Source organism: Streptococcus sp. 27098_8_82 (genome assembly GCF_041431615.1).
Classification (GTDB): Bacteria; Bacillota; Bacilli; order Lactobacillales; family Streptococcaceae; genus Streptococcus; species Streptococcus sanguinis_K.
In genome coordinates this window covers 13,699-31,596 of the sequence record NZ_JAPVYB010000002.1, presented here as the reverse complement: position 1 = coordinate 31,596, position 17,898 = coordinate 13,699, and the positions used below count along the sequence as shown (strand labels likewise).

At 44.5% G+C, this 17,898-nt stretch carries 20 protein-coding genes and 1 riboswitch; of the genes, 13 read left to right on the top strand and 7 right to left on the bottom strand.

Annotated elements, in window-relative coordinates; translation table 11 throughout:
• Positions 1-12: 12 nt before the first annotated feature.
• Genes O3627_RS03470 through murT form a run of 3 tightly spaced genes read right to left on the bottom strand, consistent with a single transcriptional unit; the run spans position 13 to position 2,417 of the window.
• Complete coding sequence (locus O3627_RS03470; RefSeq protein ID WP_002897889.1) at positions 13-270, bottom strand: LapA family protein; 258 nt, start codon at positions 268-270, stop codon at positions 13-15.
• Positions 271-288: 18 nt separating this feature from the next.
• Positions 289-1,074, bottom strand: coding sequence for a lipid II isoglutaminyl synthase subunit GatD (gene gatD, locus O3627_RS03465; protein ID WP_343091826.1), 786 nt, complete (start codon positions 1,072-1,074; stop codon positions 289-291).
• On the bottom strand, positions 1,074-2,417 hold the full coding sequence (murT, locus tag O3627_RS03460; RefSeq protein WP_125381800.1) for a lipid II isoglutaminyl synthase subunit MurT: 1,344 nt from the start codon (positions 2,415-2,417) through the stop codon (positions 1,074-1,076). Before murT ends, gatD begins: the two co-directional genes overlap by 1 nt.
• A gap of 232 nt (positions 2,418-2,649) precedes the next feature.
• On the opposite strand from murT, the gene cdaA reads away from it, so the two are divergent.
• The 7 genes from cdaA (at position 2,650) to O3627_RS03425 (ending at position 9,291) form a co-directional block, all read left to right on the top strand.
• Complete coding sequence (gene cdaA / locus O3627_RS03455) at positions 2,650-3,498, top strand: diadenylate cyclase CdaA (protein ID WP_032907297.1); 849 nt, start codon at positions 2,650-2,652, stop codon at positions 3,496-3,498.
• Positions 3,486-4,250 (top strand): YbbR-like domain-containing protein, encoded by a 765-nt coding sequence (locus tag O3627_RS03450; RefSeq protein WP_002902728.1) that lies wholly within the window; start codon positions 3,486-3,488, stop codon positions 4,248-4,250. The genes cdaA and O3627_RS03450 overlap by 13 nt, the downstream gene beginning before the upstream one ends.
• 94 nt (positions 4,251-4,344) lie before the next feature.
• On the top strand, positions 4,345-5,697 hold the full coding sequence (gene glmM / locus O3627_RS03445) for a phosphoglucosamine mutase (protein WP_002902729.1): 1,353 nt from the start codon (positions 4,345-4,347) through the stop codon (positions 5,695-5,697).
• A gap of 65 nt (positions 5,698-5,762) precedes the next feature.
• The gene (locus tag O3627_RS03440; RefSeq protein ID WP_371621288.1) at positions 5,763-7,511 is read left to right on the top strand and encodes an Ig-like domain-containing protein; all 1,749 of its coding nucleotides are present in this window, start codon (positions 5,763-5,765) and stop codon (positions 7,509-7,511) included.
• Between the two features lie 117 nt (positions 7,512-7,628).
• Positions 7,629-7,757 carry a DUF4044 domain-containing protein gene (locus O3627_RS03435; RefSeq protein WP_002895969.1) on the top strand — a complete coding sequence of 43 codons (129 nt, stop codon included), beginning with the start codon at positions 7,629-7,631 and terminating at the stop codon, positions 7,755-7,757.
• Positions 7,758-7,807: 50 nt separating this feature from the next.
• Positions 7,808-9,118 (top strand): GTPase ObgE, encoded by a 1,311-nt coding sequence (gene obgE, locus O3627_RS03430; RefSeq protein WP_125381799.1) that lies wholly within the window; start codon positions 7,808-7,810, stop codon positions 9,116-9,118.
• 11 nt (positions 9,119-9,129) lie between these two features.
• Positions 9,130-9,291, top strand: coding sequence for a hypothetical protein (locus O3627_RS03425; RefSeq protein ID WP_002895966.1), 162 nt, complete (start codon positions 9,130-9,132; stop codon positions 9,289-9,291).
• Between the two features lie 88 nt (positions 9,292-9,379).
• On the opposite strand, the gene O3627_RS03420 is transcribed toward O3627_RS03425, so the two are convergent.
• Both O3627_RS03420 and O3627_RS03415 read right to left on the bottom strand, forming a co-directional pair.
• Positions 9,380-9,931: an ECF transporter S component gene (locus tag O3627_RS03420; RefSeq protein ID WP_048774434.1), complete on the bottom strand. Its 552-nt coding sequence runs from the start codon at positions 9,929-9,931 to the stop codon at positions 9,380-9,382.
• A gap of 13 nt (positions 9,932-9,944) precedes the next feature.
• Positions 9,945-10,916 carry a nucleoside hydrolase gene (locus O3627_RS03415; RefSeq protein ID WP_048774406.1) on the bottom strand — a complete coding sequence of 324 codons (972 nt, stop codon included), beginning with the start codon at positions 10,914-10,916 and terminating at the stop codon, positions 9,945-9,947.
• Positions 10,917-11,036: 120 nt separating this feature from the next.
• Positions 11,037-11,081, bottom strand: a riboswitch (PreQ1 riboswitch).
• 132 nt (positions 11,082-11,213) lie between these two features.
• Here O3627_RS03415 and O3627_RS03410 point away from each other — a divergent pair.
• The 4 genes from O3627_RS03410 to whiA are packed head-to-tail and all read left to right on the top strand — an operon-like array spanning position 11,214 to position 14,422.
• Entirely contained in the window at positions 11,214-11,594 is a 381-nt protein-coding gene (locus O3627_RS03410) for a RidA family protein (RefSeq protein WP_371621287.1), read from the top strand.
• 55 nt (positions 11,595-11,649) lie between these two features.
• Positions 11,650-12,540: an RNase adapter RapZ gene (rapZ, locus tag O3627_RS03405; RefSeq protein WP_002921728.1), complete on the top strand. Its 891-nt coding sequence runs from the start codon at positions 11,650-11,652 to the stop codon at positions 12,538-12,540.
• Positions 12,537-13,514, top strand: a complete 978-nt coding sequence (locus O3627_RS03400) for a YvcK family protein (RefSeq protein ID WP_002904170.1) — start codon at positions 12,537-12,539, stop codon at positions 13,512-13,514. The genes rapZ and O3627_RS03400 overlap by 4 nt, the downstream gene beginning before the upstream one ends.
• Positions 13,511-14,422: a DNA-binding protein WhiA gene (gene whiA, locus O3627_RS03395; protein ID WP_002895960.1), complete on the top strand. Its 912-nt coding sequence runs from the start codon at positions 13,511-13,513 to the stop codon at positions 14,420-14,422. Before O3627_RS03400 ends, whiA begins: the two co-directional genes overlap by 4 nt.
• A gap of 33 nt (positions 14,423-14,455) precedes the next feature.
• Here the strand turns inward: whiA and O3627_RS03390 are convergent, their stop codons facing one another.
• Both O3627_RS03390 and O3627_RS03385 read right to left on the bottom strand, forming a co-directional pair.
• On the bottom strand, positions 14,456-15,424 hold the full coding sequence (locus O3627_RS03390) for an NAD(P)/FAD-dependent oxidoreductase (RefSeq protein WP_002904171.1): 969 nt from the start codon (positions 15,422-15,424) through the stop codon (positions 14,456-14,458).
• A gap of 111 nt (positions 15,425-15,535) precedes the next feature.
• Positions 15,536-16,852 carry an FAD-containing oxidoreductase gene (locus O3627_RS03385; protein ID WP_125381797.1) on the bottom strand — a complete coding sequence of 439 codons (1,317 nt, stop codon included), beginning with the start codon at positions 16,850-16,852 and terminating at the stop codon, positions 15,536-15,538.
• A gap of 189 nt (positions 16,853-17,041) precedes the next feature.
• On the opposite strand from O3627_RS03385, the gene O3627_RS03380 reads away from it, so the two are divergent.
• Together O3627_RS03380 and O3627_RS03375 are read left to right on the top strand one after the other, a co-directional pair.
• Positions 17,042-17,398 carry a DUF1304 domain-containing protein gene (locus tag O3627_RS03380; protein ID WP_049539381.1) on the top strand — a complete coding sequence of 119 codons (357 nt, stop codon included), beginning with the start codon at positions 17,042-17,044 and terminating at the stop codon, positions 17,396-17,398.
• 115 nt (positions 17,399-17,513) lie between these two features.
• A complete protein-coding gene (locus O3627_RS03375; RefSeq protein ID WP_002895954.1) occupies positions 17,514-17,891 on the top strand; it encodes a BlaI/MecI/CopY family transcriptional regulator in 378 nt (125 codons plus the stop codon).
• Positions 17,892-17,898: the final 7 nt, after the last annotated feature.

Sequence of the window (17,898 nt, the reverse complement as noted above, 5' to 3'; positions counted from 1 at the left end):
GTGATTTCCAACCTAGTTTTCTGTATGGGAATTTTTAAGTGCTTCTTTAGTTTTCTTAAGCTCTTTTTTCAGCGAGAAGTTTTTCACCATGCTGATGAGAAAGGTCGTGACGGATCCTAGGAGCACTGAAACCAAAATCAATATGATTAAGGGAAGTTTGAAGCTAAACAAGATAAAGCTAACATTGACACTCTGCATATTGGCCAAGGAAATACCAGCAACCAATAGAATGGTAATTAAAAGTAGGATATAATGCAATTTTTCTTTCATAGTGATTCTCCTTTTTATCTATTCAAACTCAGCCTTGCTCTTGATATCTCCGTATTCTTCTGGGATTTCTTGGACTAGGATATCTTCATAAACGGCCAGTTTAATATCTGAGCCATACTTGTTTTTCAGAGCAGTGGTCACCAGACGGTAGGCCAAGTTCGCATTGCGGGACAAGATAGGACCGTGGAAGTAGGAGCCAAAGACATTTTTATAATGAACGCCTTCGCAACCATCCTCTTGGTTGTTGCCATTTCCATAGACGACTTTGCCCAGAGGTTTTTCATTGTCAGCGAGGAAAGTCCGTCCTTGGTGATTTTCAAAGCCATAGTAGGTTTCATCGAATTCTTCGTTATGAATCTTGATGTCACCGATATAGCGGTTTTTGGTCTGGTTGAGGGTATAGTGACCCATGATGCCCAGACCTTCAATTCGACGGCCAGAAGCCTCGATATAGTATTGGCCTAAAAGTTGGAAGCCACCGCAGATAGCTAGCACTACGCCGTTTTCATTAATAAAGCTTTCCAAAGCTTCTTTTTTAGCTGGCAAGTCACGAGCCACGATCGTTTGCTCATAGTCTTGACCTCCGCCAAAGAAGACGATGTCGTAGCTGTCCTTGTCAAAGTCATCTTTTAGAGAGACGATATCGACTTCAACTCTAGCGCCTAGCTTTTCAGCCACATACTTGAGCATGAGGACATTGCCGTTGTCACCGTAGGTATTCATGAGATTGCCATAGAGATGGGCAATCTTTACATCGTAGCGATAGTCCTTGTTTTCAGGAGAAGTAAGGGATCTGTATACCATTAGTTCATCTCCTTTCTGACCACTTGTCGTTCTGCCAGTAATTCGCGGAATTCCAGCATGGCAGTATAAGTTGCTAAGATATAGGCATGCTTGGTTTCTTGCTGCTCAATAGTCTTAAAGACTGCTTCCAAATCTTTGACTTCGGTAATCTGATCTGCTGGATAGCCCGTAACCCGCAGTCGACGAGCAATCTCAGAGTGGCGGACACCGCCTGCAATGACATGAGGAATCTCCATGTCTAGAATTTTCTCAAAGTCAGCATCCCAAATCCAGCTGGTATCAATGCCGTCCGCATAGTTGGCATTGAGGAGGACGGACAAGCTAAAGTCAAAAGGCGCAAGCCCAATCATATCCAGTGCTTGGGTCGCCCCAACCGGATTTTTAATCAAGACTAAGGTACATTCCTTATCGCCGATTTTGAAGGTTTCCTGACGGCCAAAGACAGCTCGGCTCTTGTCAAAGCCAGCCTTAATAGTAGCCGGCTCAACACCAAAGAACTGAGCCACTGATACAGCGGCCAAGGCATTGTAGATATTATAAAGACCGCCGATATTGATTTGATAGTCTTGACCATCAATGGTAAAGGCAGAGCGGTTATGCTCAAGCGTTTTGAGAGCGGTTAGGCTGTAGTCAAGCTTAGGACGCTTGAAGCCGCAGTCCTCACAGATATAAGCTCCCAGATTGGCATAAGTGTTGAGCTCATACTTGAGGATATGCTCGCACTTGGGACAGAGGATGCCTTCTGTATTGTAATGAGCAAGCTGAGCCTGTCCTTTCTCGGTATCAAATCCATAGTAGTGGACAGGATTCTTCAGACTGACCGAGTTAAAGAGGGGGCTGTCACCATTCATCAGTACGGTTGCTTCAGGCACTTTAGCTGCAGCATCCAGAATCATCTGGTAGGTCGTGTAGATCTCACCATAGCGGTCCATCTGGTCGCGGAAAATATTGGTAAAGACGAAGAGACTAGGCTTGATATAATCACAAATCCGAGATAGGCTGGCTTCATCGATTTCCAGCACAGCGATTTTCTTACCAGATTTGCCTTTTTTAGCTGTCAGGAATGTTGTCGTAATCCCAGTAATCATATTGGCACCGCTGGGATTAGTCACCACTTCTCCGAAGGCTTCCTTGAGAATACCCACTGTCAGAGCTGTAGTTAAAGTTTTACCATTGGTTCCGGTAATAACCACGACCTCATAGTTCTTTGCTAGGTTTTGCAAAATATTTTTATCAAATGTCAGGGCAACTTTCCCCGGCAGAGTCGATCCACGCCCCATTTTGCTGAGAACAAAGTGGGAGGACTTGCCTGCCAAGAGGCCCAAGGCTGTATTTATCTTCATAAGAAATATTTTATCATAAAAAAGTAAAGAAGGTTACAGAAAAATATTGACAAACGTGATATAATGGGTTGGTAAGTCTTTAAGCATTAAGACCCACTGTAAAATAAAAAGAGAGAAGTTAATTGAGTGAACTCTAATTACAAGATAAAATCAGGCTGTGACTAGATTTAATAAGTTCGATTTGTTGCTACAGCTGTTTGACTTTGCTTGTAGAGGAGTAGGAAGTCTAAGTATGAATTTTCAACAACTAACCAATCTCCAATATTGGGCCAGTTTGTTTTCGGACCCTTGGAGGATTGTAATTAATATTATTGACGTCGCTATCGTCGCATGGATTCTATATTATCTAATCAAGGCCATTGCTGGTACCAAGATTATGATTCTGGTCCGCGGGGTGCTCTTCTTTATCTTGGCACAGTTTTTTGCCAATATCATCGGCTTGACCACCATTTCTTGGTTGATCAATCAGGTCATCACTTACGGGGTCATTGCGGCCGTGGTGATTTTCTCGCCTGAGATTCGGGCAGGATTAGAAAAGCTGGGTCGAGCAACAGATATTTTTTCTGCGACGCCCATCAGTAACGAAGAAAAAATGATTCAGGCCTTTGTCAAGTCTGTTGCCTATATGAGTCCGCGGAAAATCGGGGCTTTGGTGGCCATTCAGGGAACCCGTACCTTGCAGGAATATATTGCGACAGGGATTCCCTTGGATGCAGATGTATCCGGAGAGCTACTAATCAATATTTTCATCCCCAATACGCCATTGCATGATGGAGCTGTCATCATAAAAAACAATAAGATTGCGGCTTCCTGTGCCTACCTGCCTCTGACAGAAAGCAGCGGCATCTCTAAGGAGTTTGGAACCCGGCACCGCGCAGCTATTGGCCTGTCTGAAGTATCCGATGCGTTTACTTTTGTTGTTTCAGAAGAAACAGGTGGGATTTCCACTACGCACAATGGAATTTTCAAGCATGATCTGACTTTGGATGAGTTTGAGATAGAGCTGAGAAAGGTCTTCTTATCAGAGCAGGACAAGCCAGCAGGTTTGAAAAAACGCTTCATGGGAGGATGGAAGAAATGAAAAAACGTAAAAAAATTCTTTATATCATCTCTTCGTTTTTCTTTGCCCTAGTGCTGTTTGTCTATGCAACCTCTAGCAGTTATCAAAACAATACTGGAGTTCGACAGGTCACATCTGAAACTTATACCAATACGGTTTCCAATGTGCCAATTGACATCAAATATGACAGCGAGAATTACTTTATCAGCGGCTTTACTTCTGAAGTTTCCGTCGCCCTGACAGGCTCCAACCGTGTCAATCTAGCCAGTGAAATGCAGGAAAGTACTCGGAAATTTCGAGTTGTAGCTGATCTTTCCAAGGCTACAGAAGGCACAGTCGAAATCCCTCTGAAAGTGGAAAACCTACCGAGCGGTCTGACTGCTACAGTCACCCCGCAGAAGATTTCGGTTAAGATTGGTAAAAAAGCCAGCAAGAAGGTTGAGGTCCGCTACCTCATCACAGACAGCCAAGTGGCTGAAAATGTGTCTATCAGTGGTGTGACCTTGGAAAATAAGGAAGCTACTGTAACAAGTGACGAGGAGACCCTATCTAAGATTGAGTCTGTCGTAGCTATTCTTCCGACCAATGTCATTATCACCGGCAACTACAGCGGAACAGCACCGCTGCAGGCTGTTGATGGTCAGGGAAATGTCATGCCAAGCGTGGTGACACCATTTGAAACGACTATGCGTGTCAACACTAAAACAGCAGACAGCTCAGGCTCGTCTTCCTCTAACAGTAGCTCAAATACGAGCTCATCAAATAAAAACTAAATAAAATTTTGAAAATAAACTTGGATGAAGTTGGCCTGCCTTGCTTGCAGCCTATATCCTTACATCCAGGTCTTATGAAAGGAAACTATTTATAATGGGTAAATACTTTGGAACCGATGGTGTTCGCGGAGAAGCAAATGTAGAATTAACGCCGGAATTGGCCTTTAAACTTGGCCGCTTTGGTGGTTATGTTCTGAGCCAGCACGAAAGTGAAGTGCCTCGGGTCTTTGTTGGCCGGGATACTCGAATTTCAGGAGAAATGTTGGAAAGCGCCTTGGTTGCAGGACTTTTGTCCGTTGGGATTCATGTCTATAAATTGGGTGTCATTGCAACGCCTGGTGTAGCTTATTTGGTCAAGTCAGAGAAAGCCAGCGCCGGAGTCATGATTTCTGCCAGCCACAATCCAGCTTTGGATAATGGTATCAAATTCTTTGGTGGTGACGGCTATAAGCTGGATGATGAGCGTGAGTTGGAAATCGAAGCTTTGTTGGACGCAGCAGAAGATACCTTGCCACGTCCGAGCGCCGAAGGTTTAGGTGACTTGGTGGATTATCCAGAAGGACTGCGCAAATACCAACAATATTTGGTTTCAACTGGCTTAGAACTAGAAGGAATGCATGTGGCCTTAGATACGGCCAACGGTGCGGCTTCAACCAGTGCCCGTCAGATTTTTGCGGATCTAGGCGCACAGTTGACGATTATCGGAGAAAATCCAGATGGCCTCAATATCAATCTGAATGTTGGCTCTACGCATCCAGAAGCTTTGCAGGAAGTAGTTCGTGAGTCTGGTGCAGCGATTGGTCTGGCCTTTGATGGAGATAGCGACCGCTTGATTGCAGTAGATGAAAATGGTGAGCTGGTAGATGGTGACAAGATTATGTACATCATCGGTAAGTACCTGTCTGAGAAAGGCGAGCTGGCGCAGAATACCATTGTTACGACTGTCATGTCTAACTTAGGCTTTCATAAGGCTTTGGATCGTGAAGGTATTCAAAAGGCTGTGACAGCAGTTGGCGACCGCTATGTAGTAGAGGAAATGCGCAAGAATGGCTACAATCTAGGTGGCGAGCAGTCTGGGCATGTTATCATCATGGACTACAATACGACAGGTGACGGTCAGCTTTCAGCTGTGCAATTGACCAAGGTCATGCAGGAAACAGGTAAGAAACTTTCTGAATTAGCTGCTGAAGTAACCATCTATCCGCAGAAACTGGTCAATATCCGTGTGGAAAACAGCATGAAGGATAAGGCGATGGAAGTCCCTGCTATCAAGACGGTGATTGAGAGAATGGAAGCCGAAATGGCTGGCAATGGCCGGATTTTGGTTCGTCCGAGCGGAACAGAACCTCTGCTGAGGGTCATGGCTGAAGCACCGACTGACGAAGAAGTAAATTATTATGTAGATACCATTGCTAATGTTGTTCGAGATGAAATTGGGATAGACTAATAAATGTAAAGAAACTGAGACATAATGTCTTGGTTTTTTTATATTCGTATGAATTTTTAAACACTTTGAATAAAAATGTTGATAAATTGCAATACTCTTGGTATAATAAGCTACGAAAGGAGTATAAGATGAAAAATAAGAAAACACTTATTCTTAAAATTTTAATCTTGTTAACGGCCATTGTTACAGGTCTTGGTTTGGCTGCTAGGACACAGGCTGCTGAGGTAACAGATTATACCCGGCAAACAAGCATTACCAAAGATGGTGTGCCATTAACAAGTGACTCAACAGTTATGACCAATGAAACTCTGTCTGTAACAACTAGTTTCACATTCCCGTCATCTCAAACTATCGCTGAAGGGGACACTCTTACTTTCTCACTGCCGCAGGAATTAACCCTGATTACTCCCTTAAACTTCCAAGTATCTGATGTTGTCAATCACAAGGGAGAAGTAGTCGGAAAAGCTCAAGCGAATCCAGCAAGTCAGACGGTTACAGTAACGTTTAGTAATTACTTTACTAACTACACCGAACAAAAAGAAATGTCCCTGACTTTTAATGTACGAGTTAATAACGACAAGGTGCAAAATTCAGGGCCGGTTTCCTTCAAATTTGGCCAGACAGATTTTTCTTTCCAATATGAAAAGGTAGAAGGAACTGCTGGTGAATATGAAATGAAATATGGTTACCAAGACAGTAGCGATCCAAAGATTGTCAAATGGCGCATTATCCTGAATGCAAGACAGGACATGCTTCGTAACATGGTGATTTCAGACAACTTTGGCGACGGTCTGACACTGGTACCAGGTACACTGCGCGCAGTTCGTTATGCTCCTGTAGAAGGTGGTATCCGCAATGAAGCGCACTTGCTGACTCTGCCTGTTTTGGATAACTTCACTAACAAGGCGGTTCTTACGCAAAATGCTAATGGTGATGCTAATGGCTTTACCATCAACTTTGGTGATAACTACAACTGGCCAATGTACATCGAGTACTCTACTCGCGTACCAGATGGTGTTCAAGTAGGTGATGTGGTTAACAACACCTTGTCTTGGACAGCTAAAGGCTTCCCAGAGCGTACTATTACTAAGTCAGTCCGCTTAGAAGATGGTTCTGGTAAAGGAAGCGGATTGTTGGCAAAAGACGTAATGATTAAGGCTCAGAAGAAGCTTGTTAACAAAGAGTTAGAAAAAGGTCAGTTTACCTTTGGTCTCTTTGACGAAAGTGGTAACTTGCTTCAAACTGTTACCAATGAAGCAGACGGCTCTATCAACTTCAAGGCTTTAAACTACAGTGCTGCTGGTACTTACCGCTATAGCATCAAGGAAATCCCAGGAAACGATTCTAACTACGTCTATGATGACAAGGAAGCACAGCTGACAGTTACTGTAACAGATGTTAATGGTGAGCTTTTAGGCTCTGTCAAGTATGACTTGGATCCAGTCTTTACAAATACTTATAGAGGTAATGATCCAGGTAAGTCAGTTCAGCCGCCAACTCCTGGCAATAACAACAATCCAAACAATCCAAATAACAACCCTAACAACAATCCAAACAATAATCCGAATAATACCCCAGGTAATGGTAACAATACCCCTGGTAACAGTTCCGATAATCCAAAGGGTGGAACAGACAATCCAGGAAATGGAAATAACAATTCAAACAATGGTACCAATGATCCGGGTGCTGCAGGAGGCAACAAAAAAGTTCTGCCTAAGACTGGTCAAGAAACTACACTTTGGCTGTCAGTTGCAGGTTTGGCAATCTTAGTTGGCTTTGGAAGCTATGTCTTTCTTCAAAAGAAGACTAGATAAGATTCAAAGGTTTTAAGAGTTTTCTCTTAAAGCCTTTTTACATACTTTTCCATTTGAAAAAACGGAGCAATCATGTTAGAATAGACCTAGTAATTTTTAAAGGATAGAGGTGTTATCGTGGCTTTTGGAGATAACGGACAACGCAAAAAAACAGGATTTGAAAAATTGACGATGCTGGTCGTGATTATCATGCTCATCGTGACAGTTGGAGCTATCTTTGCTTCCGCTCTCAGTGCAATCTTTTAATCCAAACGCTTCAGGGCGTTTTTTTAGACTAGAAAAAGAGAATAGAAAAAATGAGTATGTTTTTAGACACAGCTAAGATTCAAGTTAAGTCTGGCAATGGTGGCGATGGCATGGTGGCCTTTCGCCGTGAAAAATATGTTCCTAATGGAGGTCCTTGGGGCGGAGATGGAGGTCGTGGCGGCAATGTTGTTTTTGTCGTAGACGAGGGTCTTCGTACCCTGATGGATTTTCGCTATAATCGCCACTTCAAGGCTCAGTCTGGTGAAAAGGGTATGACCAAGGGTATGCATGGCCGTGGAGCTGAGGACTTGATTGTTCGTGTACCGCAGGGGACGACGGTTCGTGATGCTGAGACGGGCAAGGTGCTGACGGACCTGGTAGAAAATGGTCAAGAATTTATCGTAGCGCGTGGTGGCCGAGGCGGTCGTGGAAATATCCGCTTTGCGACGCCTAAAAATCCTGCTCCGGAGATTTCTGAGAATGGAGAACCAGGTCAAGAACGGGAGCTTCTGCTGGAGCTCAAGGTACTAGCAGACGTTGGTCTGGTCGGCTTCCCTTCTGTCGGAAAATCCACTCTGCTCAGCGTCATTACAGCGGCTAAACCTAAGATTGGTGCTTACCATTTTACGACCATCGTGCCTAATCTAGGCATGGTTCGCACTCACTCTGGAGAGTCCTTTGCAGTAGCAGATCTACCAGGTTTGATTGAAGGGGCCAGTCAAGGTGTAGGACTGGGAACCCAGTTTCTCCGTCATATTGAGCGGACACGGGTTATCCTACATGTCATCGATATGTCAGCTAGTGAGGGGCGCGACCCTTATGAGGACTATCTAGCCATTAATAAAGAGTTGGAATCCTACAACCTTCGTCTCATGGAGCGTCCGCAGATTATTGTTGCTAACAAGATGGATATGCCAGATAGTGCTGAAAATCTCAAGGTATTCAAAGAGAAATTAGCGGCTAATTATGATGAATTTGCGGAGCTGCCACAAATCTTCCCGATTTCCAGCTTGACCAAGCAGGGACTTGCGACCCTCTTGGATGCGACCGCAGAATTACTGGATAAGACACCAGAGTTCTTGCTCTATGATGAGTCTGAAATGGAAGAAGAAGCTTACTATGGCTTTGACGAAGAAGCACCAGCCTTTGAAATTTCTCGTGATGATGATGCGACTTGGGTGCTGTCGGGTGATAAGCTTGAGAAACTCTTTAATATGACCAACTTCGATCGAGACGAAGCAGTCATGAAATTTGCCCGTCAGCTGCGTGGTATGGGAGTTGATGAAGCCCTTCGGGCTCGCGGAGCCAAGGATGGCGATCTGGTTCGCATCGGCAAGTTTGAGTTTGAATTCGTTGACTAAGGAGGCTTGCAATGGGTGATAAACCAATATCCTTTCGCGATGAAAATGGAAACTTTGTCTCTGCAGCCGACGTCTGGAATGCAGAAAAGCTAGAAGAGCTCTTTAATAAACTCAACCCTAAGCGCAAGCTACGTCTGGAAAGAGAAGCATTAGCGAAAGCAGAGGAGGAATAAGATAAAAAGCAGCTGAGCAGGAAATAATCCTACTCAGCTGCTTTTTTTTGCGCTAAAGATGTATTCGTTAAGGTAATTAATCTTTGTTTTAAGCAAAGATTTTAGGACTGACTGCTTTTATTCGAGGGAGAGTAGCTAGGCAGACACCTAGAACGATAAGCTTGTCTGCATAATCAGTCAGTATTTGGACGAGGACGATACTAAGGACGGGGTTGACTCCCATTCCCCGCAGGGCTTGGACTATGAGGCTGGATCCGCTGGATGTTATGCCTCCGAAGAGCAGGACAGTGATTGCAGAGGCTACTAGGGTACCTGGAAGGGCTACCAATAGGGTTTTCCAGAGAAGACTGAGCTTTAAGCTTCCTTTTTCTTTAAAAAACCAAGCTGCTGAAAGAGCAATGATGATAGCGGCTGGCGAGTAGTAGAGAGAAAAGATATCGGTTGTCATCCAGCCAATGAGGGCGCTGAGAAAGGCAACGCCAGCCCCAGCAAGAGGCCCTAAGGTTAAGCTAGCTAGAATCGTTCCAAAGGTATCTAGATAGATAGGTAATTTCAGAAAAAGTGCAATATTAGCTCCCACGTAGTTAAGAGCGATACAGATAGACAAGAAGCTTAGGATAAGGGGTGTCGATTTTTTCATGATAAAATTTTCCTCATAAAAGTGATGATAGGTCTTGAGCAATCGTTTCCTTAGGCTGATTCAGGAGGATAGCTAAGAAGTCTTGGAAGAAGAGTGAGGGACTGACTTGAGTTGCAATATAGGCATTGGCTGGTTTATGATAGAAGTCATAAGCATCAACCACAGTCTGTCCAAGAGCAATGCCTTCGGTTACGACTTCAACATAGGAGTCGAAGCCCATACAAAGGTCCTCATGCAGAAAATGAGCAATAGCCAGGGGATCATTGATAACACAGCCGATGATGTGTTCATATTCCCAGTGGAAGTCCCAGTAGAAACGCGTGATACGGCCGACAAACTCAGCTACTTCTGGCTGTAGGAAACGCATGTACTCTAATAGATTGGGGGTGAGGACGATGGCGCGTGTGACATCCAGTCCCACCATCTCGATTTTTCGGCCTAACTTTTGATAGACAAATTGAGCGGCGTGTGGGTCACACCAGTAGTTATACTCGGCTACAGGTGAGCAGTTGCCATGAGATTTGTAGCTGCCGCCCATGCTGACAAAGCGTTTGATATGTTTTCCAATTTGGGGATTTTGCTTTATAGCCAGTGCTAGATTAGTCAATGGTCCCAAGGTGATTAGGGAAGTGTCCTGAGCCTTCTGGAAATAGGTAGCCAGAAATTCAGAGGCTTTCTGAGGCTGGGGCTGACAATTGCTTGTTCGATTGATTCCGCTCTCGCCTAAACCATCCATACCGTGGGTATCCTGAGCTGAAACGAAATCGCGGACTAGAGGTTTTTCTGCCCCTGCATAGACTGGTATATCTAGCCGGTTCAGTTTTTCTAATATTTTAAAGGCATTTTCAACACCAAGGTCCACTGGGACATTTCCAGCGACGATGGTCAGTGCTACAACTTCTAAATCGGGATGTTGAATGGCATAAATTAGGGCTAGACTATCATCTATACCAGGGTCACAGTCGATAATGATTTTTCTTTTCATGAGTTCTCCTTTGCCTATATAAAAATGAGGTTGAGACAATCGGTCCCAACCTCTTAACTGTCAGCCTAATCGAGGAGACAGCAAAAAAACTATGCGCAAGACATTTTAAATACAATATAAAGGCACTTAGTTTTTTATTCTGGGAAGTTTTCGAACCAGTCCAAAACCGGGTTTTTGATTTCTCTATTTCTTTATCATAAATAAAAATAAGGGAAAAGTCAATGGGAGTAAGACTAGCATGGTCACCCCCATCTTTTTATGGTATAATGAAAAAAATAAGTAGGAGAAGTGATAATTATGGTAAAAACGATTCATACAGATAAAGCACCAGCAGCGATTGGACCTTATGTTCAAGGAAAAATTGTCGGCAATCTTTTGTTCGCGAGCGGGCAAATTCCCCTGTCTCCTGAAACTGGAGAAATTGTTGGGACGACTATTGAAGAGCAGACCCAGCAGGTGCTAAAAAATGTTTCAGCCATTTTGGAAGCCGCTGGAACAGACTTTGACCATGTGGTCAAGGCTACTTGCTTCTTGAGTGATATCAATGATTTTGTGGCCTTTAATGAAGTTTACAAAACAGCCTTTACAGAAGCATTTCCAGCTCGTTCAGCAGTCGCAGTGGCTCGCCTGCCTAAGGATGTGAAGATTGAGATTGAGGTTATTGCCGAGATTCTCTAAAAAAGAGCAGGGGAAAACCACTCTTTGACGGATTCTATCTGATGAAAGGATTATTATGTCTGAGAAGAAAATTCAGCTTGTCATTGTGACTGGAATGAGCGGGGCAGGGAAAACCGTAGCCATCCAGTCCTTTGAAGACTTAGGTTATTTTACCATTGATAATATGCCGCCAACTCTGGTGCCGAAGTTCTTGCAGCTGGTCGAAGGGACCACTGACAATGATAAATTGGCTCTGGTTGTCGATATGCGCAGCCGTTCCTTCTTTTTGCAAATTCAGAACGTTTTGGATGAATTAGAGCAAAATGAGAATATAGATTTCAAGATTCTTTTCCTAGATGCAGCTGATAAGGAGTTAGTGGCTCGTTACAAGGAAACACGTCGCAGCCATCCGTTGGCAGCTGATGGACGGATTTTAGATGGGATTAAATTGGAGCGCGAACTCTTAGCACCTCTGAAGAATCTAAGCCAAAATGTCGTGGACACAACAGATTTGACGCCAAGGGAACTCAGAAAGACCATCTCTGAACAATTTTCAAATCAGGCTGACATGCATAGTTTCCGCATTGAGGTCATGAGTTTTGGTTTCAAATACGGTCTGCCTTTGGATGCAGACTTGGTCTTTGATGTGCGCTTTCTGCCCAATCCCTACTATAAACCTGAACTGCGCAATCAAACTGGCTTGGACAAGGATGTCTTTGATTATGTCATGAACCATGCCGAGTCAGAAGAATTTTACAAGAACTTGCTAGGCTTGATTGAGCCTATTTTGCCGGGATATCAGAAGGAAGGAAAGTCTATCCTGACTATCGCTGTGGGCTGTACGGGTGGTCAGCACCGCAGTGTAGCCTTTGCTCAGCGCTTAGCAGATGATTTGGCTAAAAATTGGCCGGTCAATGCCAGCCACCGCGACAAAAACCGTCGGAAAGAAACGGTGAACCGCTCATGAGAAAGCCACGAATTACAGTCATTGGCGGTGGAACAGGAATTTCAGTTATTTTAGACAGCCTGCGTAAAAAGGATGTAGAGATTACAGCCATTGTCACAGTAGCAGATGATGGAGGCAGTTCTGGTGAGCTGCGAAAAAACATCCAACAGCTAACTCCGCCAGGTGACTTGCGAAATGTCTTGGTAGCTATGTCTGACATGCCAAAGTTTTATGAGAAGGTCTTCCAGTATCGCTTTGCGGAAGGAGACGGCGTTCTAGCGGGGCATCCCTTGGGCAATCTGATTATTGCCGGTATTTCCGAAATGCAGGGCTCAACTTATAATGCCATGCAGCTTCTAACCAAGTTTTTCCATACGACAGGCAAAATCTACCCTTCTAGTGACACCCCTTTAACTCTGCATGCTGTGTTTGCAGATGGGACGGAAGTTGTCGGTGAAAGCAATCTGACCAGCAAGAGTGGAATGATTGAGCGGGTCTATGTGACCAATACCTATGATGACCAGAAGCCTGCTGCCAGTAAAAAGGTAGTCGAGAGCATCTTAGAAAGCGATATGGTGGTTCTGGGACCAGGTTCACTATTTACCTCTATCTTGCCTAATCTCGTTATTGAGGAAATTGGCCAAGCTCTTCTAGACACCAAGGCAGAAGTGGCCTATGTCTGCAATATCATGACCCAACGCGGCGAAACAGAGCATTTTTCAGACAGCGACCACGTCCAAGTCCTGCACCGTCATTTAGGCAGGAAGTTTGTAGATACAGTCTTGGTCAATATCGAACCTGTCCCTCATGAGTATATGGACAGTAACCAGTTTGACGAATATCTGATACAGGTGGAGCATGATTTTCAGGGGTTGCAAGAGCAGGTTCCGCGAGTTATTTCTTCGAATTTTCTGCGTTTGGAAAATGGCGGAGCGTTCCATGATGGTGAGTTGGTTGTTGACGAATTGATGCAGATTATACAGGTACGCAAATGAGCTTTACAGTAAAAGTAAAAGAAGAATTGCTGAGTCTGGCAAACAGAGATAAAAATGAGCTGTCAGCCATGATCAAGATGTCTGGCAGTTTGGGCTTGGCCAGCAGTGGTTTGACCCTGTCTGTCACAACAGAAAATGCCAAGATTGCCCGCCATCTCTATGAGTTACTGTCGGACCTTTATCAGGTCAAGTCAGAAATCCGCCACCATCAGAAGACCAACTTGCGCAAGAACCGTGTTTATACAGTATTTCTAGATCAGAAAGTGGAAGAAATCCTTTCTGACCTGCACTTGGCTGACTCCTTTTTTGGTATCGAGGCAGGGATTGACCAGGCTATTTTGACTGATGACGAAGCCAGTCGAGCCTACCTACGGGGAGCCTTTCTCTCAAATGGCAGCATGCGGGAGCCAGACTCAGGCAAGTACCAGCTGGAAATCCTGTCCGTTTATCTGGATCATGCTGAGGACTTGGCTGCCTTGATGCGTCGTTTTCTGCTTGATGCCAAGACCATCGAGCGCAAGAAGGGGGCTGTCACTTATCTGCAGAGAGCTGAAGACATCATGGATTTTCTCATTGTCATCGGGGCTATGGAAGCCATGGCTGAGTTTGAGTCTCTTAAGCTCATGCGGGAAGCGCGCAATGACCTCAATCGCGCCAATAATGCGGAGACAGCGAACATCGCTCGCACGGTCACAGCCAGTATGAAAACCATCAACAATATTGCTAAAATCAGTGATAATATTGGCATTGAGAGTCTACCTGTAGACCTGCAGGAGGTAGCCCAGCTTCGCATCCAGCATCCAGACTACTCCATCCAGCAGTTGGCTGATAGTCTGAGCCGGCCACTGACTAAGAGCGGCGTCAATCATCGCTTGAGAAAAATCAATAAAATCGCAGATGAATTATAAAAGCTGCTGAGCTTGAGCTCGGCAGCTGTTTTTTTATAGGCTTGTAGAATGTTTGGGTTGGACTTTTTGCTCAGGATAGATATGGTTAATGGCATTGTTGACAGCAGTAGGTGCCTCACCTAACCCAGTCGCAATCAAGTCAATCTTTCCCTCGTAGCTGCAGCAGTCACCAGCTGCATAGATACCTGGCACGGAAGTTTCTTGCTTGCTATTGACCAAAATTTTGTGACGGTTGAGCTCCAAGCCCCAATCTTTGAGATTGCCGACAGAGGATTTAAAACCGTAGTTGACAAAGAGGTGATCCAGAGGCAGAAGCTGACTTTCCTCTCCTTTGACTTGGCTGATTTCCAAGTGGGTTATCTTGCCATTTTCACCAACCAATCGGCTCGGTATAAATGGTGTCTTAATCTCAACACTAGAAGCCTTGAGTTCTTCCACACTATGCTCTAAAGCTCGGAAGTTGTCCCGACGATGAACCAGACTGGTTTCTGCAATCTTTTCAAAAGCTAGCGCCCAGTCAACAGCCGAGTCACCGCCGCCCAGAACAACAACCTTTTTGCCTGCGTACTGACTGATGTTTGAAACGTGATAGTGGAGGTTGCTGTAGGCTTCAGCATCGTCTAGCTCCAAAGCTCTCGGTTTGAAGGCGCCACCTCCCATGGCGATGATGATGGTTTTGGTTTGATGCTGGGCTTGAGAAGTCGTGATAGAGAAGCCATCACCAGATTTAACGATATTCAGAACCGTTTCATTGAGGCAAATCTCTGTCTGGAATGTTTCTAGTTGCTCAATCAGACGCTGTGTCAACTCTTCGCCACTTAGATTGGTAAAGCCTGGCACATCCAGAATCTTCTTCTCTGGATAGAGAATGGCCGGCTGACCGCCCAGTTGAGGCAGGGAATCAATGATTTTAACCTTGGCTTGGCGCAGATGAGCGTAAAAAGCTGCGAATAGGCCAACTGGACCGCCGCCGACAATCGTAATATCATACAGTTCAGACATAATTTTCCTCAATCTTTTTAAAATAAACTAGCATTATTGTACCACAAAAAGGGATTGAAATGTAAGTAAATGTTTTAAAGGCATCTTAAAAGCCCCATTAGGGGCTTAAAATTAGATAGCAAATAAATCATTAAGGTTTTCAGCCAGCGTTGGGTGGGTGAAGATTTGCTTGCTCAAGTAGGTGTAAGGAATCTTATTATCCATGGCTACAGTCAGGATATTGATAATTTCCTGAGCTCCAGCTGAGAAGATAGTTGCCCCGACAATTTCCTTGGTTTCAGTGTTGACAACGGCCTTGAAGGCACCACGCAAGTCAGCATTGACATGACCACGAGGCATTGCTGCGACTGGAATCTCCTTAACTGCAATCGGTAGGCCTTGCTCTTTGGCTTCCTTTTCAGTCAATCCGATTTGAGCCAAAGGTGGTGTGATGAACATGCTGGTAGGGACGTTCTTACGGTCTTCCAGTGTGTAGCTGCCATCGCCAGCCAGATAGCTATAAAGGATACGGAAGTCATCCAATGAGATATAAGTGAACTGCAGACCGCCATTGACATCGCCCGCTGCAAATACGCCAGGTACAGATGTTTCCAAGTGCTTATCGACCTTAATCGCTCCGCGCTCTGTCAGCTCGATATCTGTATTTTCCAAGTGAAGTGGTTCAATATTCGGCTTACGGCCGGTAGCATAGAGCAGGGCGTCAAAACGAAACTCTCCATCCTCTGTTACAACCACAACTTCAGCACCATCATTTTTGACCTGTGTGGTACGTACATTTTGTAAGAGTTGGATTCCGTCTTCTTCCATGTATTGCTTAGCTAGAGCAGCGATAGAAGGCTCAACTCGAGGGAGAAAGACAGGCGCAGCATCCAGCACAGTCACCTGGCTACCCAATTTATTGTAGAGTCCAGCGAATTCTAGTCCGATGTTACCGCCGCCCAGAACTCCCAAGCGTTTAGGAAGTTCCTTCAGATTTTGGATGCCAGTTGAGTCATAGACATGCTCGGTTTCAGTCAGTCCAGGAATTGGCAGGACATTGGAAACGGCACCGGTATTGATAACAATAGTTTCAGCCGTCAATTCCTCTTTCTCATCGCCAGCTGTGATTTCGATGACCTTATTTGAAAGAAAATGAGCTTCCGCATCAATGATGTCAACACCAGCACCACTGATTGCTGCATAGTTCTTCCCGTTGAGACGGCTGGTAACAGCATTCTTTTCAGCCATGACTTGGTCGAAAGCCAGGCCTTTTTCAGCTGCGACGAGCAGGGTCTTGGTTGGGATGCAGGCGATATTGATACAGGTTCCCCCGTACATAGCCTTGCTTCGCTCAATCAAAGCAACTTTTTTTCCTTGGGCCGCCATTTTGGCTGCCAATGTTTTACCGGCCTTCCCAAAGCCGATGACAATTAAATCATAGGTTAACATAATTTACCTCCATTTTTCAAAAAAGATTGTATCACATCTAGTCAGAAATTGCTGATTTCTGCTACGCTTTTTTTCTTCAGTATTTTTACTCACACTTTTTATACAAACTGTCCATTTTTGAGCAAGATTTTCGCAGTTCCAGTTAGTCTGTGTTATACTAAGCTTCGTTATTTATTTTAGGAGGGTGAAATGTCTATTATTACACTGATTTTGGCAAGCTTAGTTGCCTTGGAATTTTTCTATATCCTGTACTTGGAGACCATTGCGACGACTTCTGAAGCAACAGCTCGGGTTTTCGGTATGTCACAAGAGGAGTTGGAGCAGCAGTCGGTCAATACACTTTTCAAAAACCAAGGAGTTTATAACGGATTGATAGCTGTTTTGGTCTTGATTGCGGCCTTTGTACAGCCTAGTTCTTTTTGGCTGGGAATTTTTATGGTTTATATCATCTTGGTGGCAGCATACGGTGCAGTGACCAGTGACCCCAAAATCCTGTTCAAGCAGGGAGGGCTGGCTATGCTGACCCTGCTTAGTTTATTTTTCTAAATAGAGTGAGAAAAATTGATTTCCCACTCTTTTTTTATATAATGATTGACTTTTTTATTAGACAAGTGTAGAATAAAATTAGAAATAGCATTAATTTAGAAAGCGCGTGGGAACGATGAAAAGATCTATTAAACGTTTGCCAGACGGGGAATTTACTATTTTAAAGGTAATTTGGCAACTGCCTACCCCGACGACCTCTGCCCGTATCATGGAAAAGCTGGGACCAGACAATCACTGGAAGCCCCAGACTTTGCTGACAGTCTTGGCTCGCTTGACTGAAAAGGGCTTTTTAGAAAGTGTCCGTAAGGGGCGTGAAAGGCAGTATACAGCCTTGATCTCAGAAGATGAGTATCTGGAAGTTGAGGCTTCGGATTTCTTGAAGCGTCACAGCGGCCGTTCAATGGGCGGTTTTGTCAAAACACTCTTTTCTTCTAACTCCTTTTCGGAAAATGAATTGGATGAGCTGCGTAGTTTGCTCAACCAAGGAAAGTAGGATGGAG